Here is an 8,458-nt window from a genome sequence, read left to right as displayed (position 1 = left end):
GCTTCGCCTGAGGCGAGAACATGCGTTCTTATCTCTGATCTGGCGCATGTAAACGTGACCAATCCGGCAACGGAACACGAACAGACCATGCCGGTCTTTTCCTGACCATTTTACTACTCCTTGAGGACCATCAAAATGACTGTGACCACGGTTTCCAGCCGGGGCGCTGCCTTTGTGCGCCTGCATGAAGGCTGCCCCACGACCGCCTATCTCGATCCCGTCGGCGTGCCGACCATCGGGCCGGGCTTCACCATGGCCTCGCCCTACTGCAAGGCCGAGCTTGAAAAGATCGGGATCACCAGGCTTGTTCCCGGCAAGACAAAGATTGCAACGGAAGACTGCGACAGGATCCTGCAGGTCGTTCTGAACACCGGCTATGGCAAGGAAGTCGTTGCCAATTCGCCCGACAGCCGCACGCAAGCCCAGATGGATGCCGCGACCTCGGCCGCCTATAACCTCGGCGGTCGTGTCGTCTCCAAATGGCAGTTCGGCAAGCTCTGGCGGGCAGGCAAGCTGAAAGAAGCCGCCGACTATCTCGGCAGCCATTACAACACCGCTGGCGGCAAGCAATTGCCCGGTCTGGTGCGCCGGCGCAAGGAAGAGGCGCTGCTGTTCGAAAAGGGGATCTATACCGGTGTCGACACGGTGGCCCCGGCGCCGGAAGGTGTGCCGCGTCAGGCAACGGCAAAGCCTGTCGTCACCGCTGACCCGGTGGTCAAGGAAGCGCAGGAACTGCTGACGGCGCGGGGCTTTGATCCCGGTGCCATTGATGGCTGGTTCGGGCAGAAGACAAAGGCGGCCGTGCTGGCCTATCAGATGGCGCACCCGCATCTCGTCAATGACGGCATTATCGGCCCGGCCACACTCGCCCAGCTGCGCCGTGATGCCAGGGCCTTGAAAGATGCAGCCGCCAAGTCCGGCGCCTCTGCCGCTGCCACCAGTGCCGCCGCCTGGACGGCAGGCCTGCCATGGGGCTGGATTGCCGCCGGTGTCGCCGGGGCGGCCATCCTCTGGTTTGCGTGGAAATACCGCGACATTCTCGCCCGCCGCATCAACACCGTCACCGGTCATGAGGTTGAGGTATGATTGCAGCGCTCCTCACACTCCTGGTGAAGATCGGCGCCGGCGGGATCCTCGACAAGGCGGTGGTACTTCTGGAAAGCCGCGCCGCCACTGCGACCGACCAGAAGAAGATCGAAGCCGATCTGACGGCCGAGTATCTGAAACAGGTCATCGAAGAAACCCGGACGCTTGCCGATCTCAATGCGAAAAAACTCGCGGTCCCGTGGTTCTGGATCTTCGCCGCGCTCTTCCTTGTGCCGCTGGCCATCTGGTGGGCGGCAATCTGCCTCTACAACATGCTGTGGTGCCCGGACTGCGTCTATGCGCAGGCCTGGACAATCGCCGCTTTCCCGGCCCCGCTCGATCAGTGGGCCGGCAACATGATCCAGTGGGTCTTCTATATCGGTTCTGGCGTTGCCGGGCTGCGGGCAATCCTGAAATAGCGGGGCAATCAATATGACGGTCGATCTGGCGCGGCAGCTGGGCGAAGTGCAGGGCAAGCTCGATGCCCTGATCCAGAAGGTGGACGAAAACAGCGCCAGCCATTCGGATATCCATCACCGGCTCAACACGGTCGAGCACCAGAACGAGCGGCTGCTGGAACAGAACCGGGCGCTATCCGAGCGTCTGGGCCAAACCGAGGAGTTTGTCGCCGAGTATCAGAAGATCAAGCAGATCGGCCGCGGCTACATCCTCGGCGCCGCCATGGCCGGGACCGGGTTCGGCGTGTGGCTCTCCGACGGGTTTATGCAGATGCTCAGGGCATTGAAGGGAGGGTGAGGTTACCGTCAAAATGTGATGGCCCAACTTTTGGGAGATGGGATTGCGCAAACGATCTATTTCTGCCTATCAATTTGCCTATAGGCAGAATGTTCGTTTGTTCGCTGTTGCTTCTACGATCGGCGGCTACGCTACGGCCAGTCACATCTATTTAGGGAGGGAATAAAATGCCTAACATTCAACAAGAGCTTGTCGTTCGAGGAGAGCAAGTCGAGCGGATGTATCTGGCTTATATTGGGGGAAAGTACCTCGTTAATCGGCGGTATCAGCGCAAACTGATTTGGACGTTAAATGAGAAGCAAAAGTTCATAGACTCGATCGTAAATGGGTTTCCCATTCCAATTATTCTTCTTGCCGAGCCAAAAGATGGGTCTACCGGAACACTCGAGATTATCGATGGTATGCAAAGAATGAATGCGATTATGTCATTCATAGGTAATGAATATCCAATCGATGGAGGTTATTTTGATCTAAATACATTTGCGACAACAAAAGATTTGATGGACCGAAGTGTAATCGATCAAATGAATCCAATATTGCCTCGTGATCAATGCTTGGCTATTGCTTCTTATCCTGTTCCTCTATCTATTTATGAATTCGCTGAAAATGAATCAATCGATGAAGTGTTTCGTCGGATCAATTCGGGCGGTCGACAGCTTTCGCGTCAAGAGCTGAGAGCGGCTGGTGCGACAAATGCATTTGCCGACTGCGTGCGTCTGATCTCTTCCTCGGTGAGAGGTGATGTCTCGAATTCAGACACTCTTTTACTAAATGCAATGAAGGAAATAAGCATTGCGAATAGGGAGTTGCATTATGGTATAGTTGCAGACGATGTATTCTGGGTATCGAATAATATTCTTACTAAGGATCAACTGAGGCAAAGTCGAGACGAGGAGCTTGTTGCTGATTTGATAGCGTATATGCTATCGGAGGCACCTGTAGCATCTCGCACTGAATTGTTCGATGACTACTTTGGGGCGTCATTTCCTTTGGAAGGGGCTAAGAAAGATCGCTTTGAGGCAATGGATATCGCCGTTCGGCGTCGTACATCTGAACTTCTTGAACATGATTTTCAGAGAATACTTGATGCTATTATTTTGTGTATTAACGCTTCAGGGGTGACATTCTCCCAATGGCTTTTCTCAGACAATAACCAAGGAAATGTAGTTCCTCGTTATTTTCAGTCAGTTTTTCTCGCCTTTCATAATCTGATCGTTTCAAAGGGGATGGCTGTTTCTGATCGCACCGGATTGGTTGGAAAGCTTTGCGACATGGGGAAGATGATCCCAATTCAAGAAGGAGGGCGGTGGGGGGCTGATGCTCGAGCTGCATCCGTGGATTCTGTTATCGGCATGATCCAGAACTACTTTGAAGATGATGCTGCTCCAGACCCCGCCAAGGTTCAGTGGGTGACCAAGCTCAATAATCTTCTTATGAGTTCGAAGACCGAACAATCGGCCTATGATTTCAAGCAGGGGTTCATGACGCTCGCGGCTGTGCCTTCTTTTGACGAGGGGGCATTTGACAAGATTTTGGAGACATGCGTGGCGATTGCCAATATTGGCCCAGGCCACAAAGGGTATGTTGTGGTGGGAGTTGCCGACAAGCCCGCGACCGCTGTGAGGGTCGAAGAATTGTTTGGTGTTAAGCCTTTTGCTCAAGGCGGTTTCTATGTGACTGGAGTGGAACACGAAGCGGCAAAGATGGGCAAGAACTTAGATCAGCTTTTCCAAGATATTACTGACAGAATTTCAAGGAGCGGAATTTCAGAACCTCTTAAGTCCTTCGTTAATTCGCGACTGAAAAGTGCATCATATTTTGATAAAAGTGTGTTTGTATTCGAGGTTGTTGGTCAGGATCAACCCTCTATGTATTGTGATAAGTATTATCAGAGGCAGGGCACACAAGTATTTGAGGTTGAGCCAAAAGGATATCCTGCCCTGTTTGGGCGATTCAGGTAGGAAATATGATTTGTGTTTCAAAATGTCCGATTCGATTTAGAATAAATATCTGAGTTTTGATACTTATATAATAAAATAATACTTTTTTGAATTCGGTTTTTGAATTTTCATAAATCTATCTCATGGTAAGCGCATCCACATATCCATTTCAGCCTTAGTGGTGAAAATGACCGGCATGGCCTTCGGATGGATCGGCTTTACCACCGCATTGGCCTCGCAGGTCAGAAATCCGAATAGCTCATGTGTTCCGGGGCGCGGGTTCTTCAGTGAGCCGCGTTCGCCTTCCCATGTCGTCCAGATCCCGGCGAAGGCCGCGAGCGGCTTGTTTTCGTTGATGGCAAGCCAGCGCTTGGTCTTCTTCGGTTTGGTGTCTTCCCATTCGCAGAAGGTTGTCCAGGGCACGAGGCAGCGGTGTTCGATGCCGAGCCATCGGCGCCAGTGCGGCGAAGATGTGTTGCGGATGTTTGTTACGCCGGTGTCTGGCTTTCCTTTCGTCACGAAGGGCGGTGAAGGCATGCCCCAGGTGGCGAAGGTGAGTTCGCGCTCGCCGTTGATATTGCGGACGATCGGGGCAGGGCGATCTGGATAGTAATCTTCGCTGAAGTCGGCTCGGTTGGTCAGATCGGCCGTGGGTTTGAAAAGCTGCCGCACCGCTTCATGCGTTGTCGTGTTGTTGTAGAGATTGCACATCAGACGTCATCTCCCAGCTTGACGGTCTTCCAGATCTGTCTGAGCCCGGCCGGCCTTCTGACCCGAATATCACCATAATCCGCATCAGATGGCGAGTGCGTCGATATCTTGATGTATTCGTCGGTCTTGCAGCGCGAACAGATGAAGGGCGGTTCATGCAGGTAATGCATGTCGCCCTTTATCGCTGCCAGATCGCGGGCGAGGAAGTTCACTTGCCGCCGGCAGCCACCGCAATAGATCTGTACGATCTGACCGTCGCGCGCGGCATCGCCAAGCGTGCGCCATGGTCGGCCGATCGGCATTCCGCGCGGAGGTGGACGGGTGGGCATTTGCTCATGACCTGACTTTTGTTCTTCTAATGTTCTATTTTTGTCAGGTCGTTTTCAGAGTCAAGCGGACCTCTATCCGCAGACTGAATCTCAAAGCCGGCGAAGCGTGTGCTTCACCGGCTATTTTTCTGCCCGGCATCGGGCGGTTCGCAGCCCGCCAAGGCTGCAAACGACGGGTCAGTCGCCAAACGTGTCCCGTCCGGTAAGTCCATAGAATCCTCACCGCACCCGAGCGCCTGCGCAGGCGTGAGACGGTGTGGCAGATTCGGTATATTCACACAATGCAAGGAATGATTTCTGTTCGGCCGGTTTCTCCGCCGGCTGCCTATATCGGTGGCAAGAAGCTTCTCGCCCGTCGGGTTGCCTCCATCATCGAACAAACCCCGCACGATCTCTATGCCGAGCCTTTTGTCGGCATGGGCGGTGTCTTCTTTCGCCGTTCGCTGGTTGCCCGCTGCGAGGTCATCAACGATTTTTCAGGGGATGTGACGACCCTGTTCAGGATCCTGCAGCGCCACTATCCGCAATTCATGGAAGTGATCAAATTCCAGCTGTCATCGCGCCGTGAGTTTGAGCGCCTGGCGGCGAGTGATCCCTCAACGCTGACCGATCTCGAACGCGCCGCCCGGTTCATCTATCTTCAGCGCCTGGCGTTCGGCGGGAAGGTTAGCGGTCGCAATTTCGGCGTGGATCGTCATGGATCTGCGAGGTTTGATATCACCAGGCTCGGCCCGATCCTCGAAGAGGTTCATGAGCGGCTTTCAGGTGTGGTGATCGAGAACCTGGACTGGCGGGCATTCATCGCGCGCTATGACAGGGAAGGGGCGCTGTTCTACCTCGATCCGCCCTATTACGGTTGCGAGACCGACTACGGCAAAGACTGCTTTCGCCGGAAGGATTTTGCCGAAATGGCAGAACTGCTGGCCGGCATCAAGGGCCGCTTTATCCTGTCGCTGAATGATCGGCCTGAGGTGCGGGAGATCTTCCGCGCTTTCCGCTTCGCCGATGTGAAACTCGACTACACGGTTGGCAATGCACCGCCGAAGGCTGTGGGCGAGGTGATCATCCTGGATGGTAAGTCCGGCACTGAGGAAAGGAACCTTCCCCTGTTCTAGGGGGAGGCATCATATCCTAAACAACATTCTCAATTGCTACGTTCAAGAGGGCAGTAATGTCTTAACCGCAGCAGCCACCTCGGGTAGAAACACGTCTAATGAAAGCTTTGAAAACATAAACGGATTCTCTGAGGCCATCTGATGGAAAAAACAAGCGCGAGTTTCGATTTCGAATTCTCCCTGTTGCAAATTAATTACGACCTGCGGTGTTTTCGGGGTATTGTAGAGATGCGTACCGCAATTTAGGAAACAAGCAAAATGCCTCTTATCCATGACATTCAAGCAGCCCTTCTTGATGAAAATGCCAGTGTCGGCGCGATCCTGCTCAAGCTTCGTTTCTTGGCTGCGAAACTTGATACAAATGTTCTGGAAGAGTGGGTACAACACGAAGCGGAAGGGTATCCGAACGATGTTGATTTACCTGATTATCGCACCGCACATATTACCTACACGGGCTCTTTTGCAAATATAGCACAGCAAATTAACAACGTTTCAATTCCGAGTGCTTTAGTGGCCGAATTTGCTGGTGATGATTGGGTCAATATTCATATAAGGGATAGTCTACCCCTGATTGATCACCAACTAAATAATATGAATCCGGATGGACACTTTGGTATCGATTGCAGCAATTTAAAAATGATACTGCAAAACAAGATTTATAAAGGGATGGCGATAATTGATATCAAGAGTAGGATTGATACTGGCGCACTCGCAAGAATTCAGCACGCGGTGCGCGCGAAGACGTTAGATTTCACACTGCAACTTGAAAAACAGGTCCCCGCGGTGAGGGAAATCGCTGTGGGTGCGAACCCGATTGAAATGTCCTCTGATGACCAGAATAATGTCGAACAGCTTACGCAGCAAATTTTCTACGGAAATGTCACAAATATTCTCAACAGCGGCGCTGCTAACTCGCGAGTCAATCTGAACTCTACTGACAACTCAGCCAATATTGCAGATTAGGCGCCCGCTAAAGGAGCGCTCCAATTAGGTTAATGATACCTGCGGCTACGAGGTTACCTGATGCGCCTTCGGCAACTGACTTGATGGATTGGAGCGCAGAAAGAACCCGCATTTTTGATGGTTTTGGTTTATCTGCTTCTTCACCAATAATAGCAAGCTTCGCCTCCACAGCCTCTTGGCTGCCTTCCGGAAGGTGAGAAAGCACGGACCGTACCTGTTCAATAAAGTCGCGCAACTGATCAGACGAGAAATCCGACGATATGTTAATTGAGTTGTCTGTCGAGTTGATATTTACGCGAGAATTTGGGCCCGTGAAATTGTTGGTAATTCCTTGTGGGACCGTCCTTTGAGCTTGCGGAGTACCAAATCGCACCACTTCAATCTGAAAGTGGGGGGCCAGGCCGTACTCCCCATCGTAGTACTTTGGGTTCATTACCTCGTACTTTTCAACCAAACCGTTCGGCAATTTGCGCAGTAGGTAATCACCCACCTCAACAGGCAACTGTGTTTCAGCTGTAAATATCATATCCCCTGTAACGAACGCAGGTATTTGCTCTCTCTCAACAGTACCATCCGCTTTAACCAGCGTAATCTTATCTTTGTTGAATTCGCTCAGCATAATGCCTCCATGGTATCTGACAAATGGCCGATAGCAGATAACCAAAAGCTTTGACAGCAAATAGCGCGCCCCTTACTGCAGGTCAACCATCACGAAAATATCAAGTAAATTTAGCTTGTTCTAGTGCAGGAGTACCCAGTCCCGTCGCTGTTCGAGAAATTGCTTCCTGAATAAGAAGTACCTTCGTTTCAAGGTTAGCGAAGGACGACTTTTATCACTGTTGGGAACATAGCGTGAAAGGTTGCAAATGGCCAATATTAGGAGTTTCGCCACAACCGGAGCATGGAGACAAAGCTGCCGCCCAAACGTTCCGAACATGCAGAGTTAGCTCGTAGACGATTGCGCACCTCGTGCTCCCGTGTCATGGAAAGACACAGAAGGGGGCAATGGGTCCCCCTTGCCCTCCCTGAAGGCTCGGTTTCTAAGGCTCATGAGCGCTGGTGGGCGCTCCCCCCAGACCCACCAATCATTTTAGTGTGACTAAAACAGGAAGTGCGAACGCCCGGTACCGCAATTTTATAGCTGAGAATCAGGCATTCTGTTGTCGGGCCCCAATCAGGCGTTGAAGGCGATCACTTCATCCTCTGCCAGTGGGCAAAGGTCATAGGTTTAGGATTTTCCACAGCACTCGGCAAAAATCAGCGATCGTTGCCTATTCATTGTTGGGGCAAGGCATTTGGGAAGTAGCGAAATGGTCCCGCCATGAAACTTCCAAGCGTGATTGCCCTTGCGCGCTTGTTCGTCCACCTGACGTGCGGGTACTGTTGTCCACAGCCGTCGTTTTTAGTGGACACGATAGCCCTCGGGAGAAAATCACTGTGGGACACGGTAGCTATAAGCTATTGACTCGAAAAGAGCGGTAATTTGGCAGCGTGGTCCATCAATGTCATTGAATATATTTGATAAATTGCGATTTATTGATTCCTATCAGCGGCACCA

General features: G+C 52.1%; 9 protein-coding genes. 6 read left to right on the top strand and 3 right to left on the bottom strand.

The window, feature by feature from the left end; translation table 11 throughout:
- Window positions 1-135 precede the first annotated feature (135 nt).
- The 4 genes from FJU08_RS22415 (at window position 136) to FJU08_RS22400 (ending at window position 3,803) form a co-directional block, all read left to right on the top strand.
- Window positions 136-1,086, top strand: coding sequence for a glycoside hydrolase family protein (locus FJU08_RS22415; RefSeq protein WP_141151268.1), 951 nt, complete (start codon window positions 136-138; stop codon window positions 1,084-1,086).
- Window positions 1,083-1,505 (top strand): hypothetical protein, encoded by a 423-nt coding sequence (locus FJU08_RS22410; RefSeq protein WP_141151267.1) that lies wholly within the window; start codon window positions 1,083-1,085, stop codon window positions 1,503-1,505. Before FJU08_RS22415 ends, FJU08_RS22410 begins: the two co-directional genes overlap by 4 nt.
- Before the next feature lie 13 nt (window positions 1,506-1,518).
- Window positions 1,519-1,842 carry a hypothetical protein gene (locus FJU08_RS22405; protein WP_141151266.1) on the top strand — a complete coding sequence of 108 codons (324 nt, stop codon included), beginning with the start codon at window positions 1,519-1,521 and terminating at the stop codon, window positions 1,840-1,842.
- 167 nt (window positions 1,843-2,009) lie between these two features.
- Window positions 2,010-3,803 (top strand): DUF262 domain-containing protein, encoded by a 1,794-nt coding sequence (locus tag FJU08_RS22400; protein WP_141151265.1) that lies wholly within the window; start codon window positions 2,010-2,012, stop codon window positions 3,801-3,803.
- A gap of 120 nt (window positions 3,804-3,923) precedes the next feature.
- On the opposite strand, the gene FJU08_RS22395 is transcribed toward FJU08_RS22400, so the two are convergent.
- Together FJU08_RS22395 and FJU08_RS22390 are read right to left on the bottom strand one after the other, a co-directional pair.
- The gene (locus tag FJU08_RS22395) at window positions 3,924-4,493 is read right to left on the bottom strand and encodes an SOS response-associated peptidase (RefSeq protein WP_141151264.1); all 570 of its coding nucleotides are present in this window, start codon (window positions 4,491-4,493) and stop codon (window positions 3,924-3,926) included.
- Entirely contained in the window at window positions 4,493-4,822 is a 330-nt protein-coding gene (locus FJU08_RS22390; RefSeq protein WP_141151263.1) for a hypothetical protein, read from the bottom strand. Before FJU08_RS22390 ends, FJU08_RS22395 begins: the two co-directional genes overlap by 1 nt.
- Window positions 4,823-5,112: 290 nt before the next feature.
- Here FJU08_RS22390 and FJU08_RS22385 point away from each other — a divergent pair, with 290 nt between their 5' ends.
- Both FJU08_RS22385 and FJU08_RS22380 read left to right on the top strand, forming a co-directional pair.
- Entirely contained in the window at window positions 5,113-5,937 is an 825-nt protein-coding gene (locus FJU08_RS22385) for a DNA adenine methylase (RefSeq protein WP_141151262.1), read from the top strand.
- A 258-nt stretch (window positions 5,938-6,195) separates the two neighbouring features.
- Entirely contained in the window at window positions 6,196-6,900 is a 705-nt protein-coding gene (locus FJU08_RS22380) for an AbiTii domain-containing protein (RefSeq protein WP_141151261.1), read from the top strand.
- Between the two features lie 7 nt (window positions 6,901-6,907).
- Here the strand turns inward: FJU08_RS22380 and FJU08_RS22375 are convergent, their stop codons facing one another.
- Window positions 6,908-7,519, bottom strand: a complete 612-nt coding sequence (locus FJU08_RS22375) for a hypothetical protein (protein ID WP_141151260.1) — start codon at window positions 7,517-7,519, stop codon at window positions 6,908-6,910.
- Window positions 7,520-8,458 lie beyond the last annotated feature (939 nt).

The organism is Martelella alba (assembly GCF_006516955.1).
GTDB lineage: Bacteria > Pseudomonadota > Alphaproteobacteria > Rhizobiales > Rhizobiaceae > Martelella > Martelella alba.
This window is presented reverse-complemented; position numbering and strand designations above follow the sequence as displayed.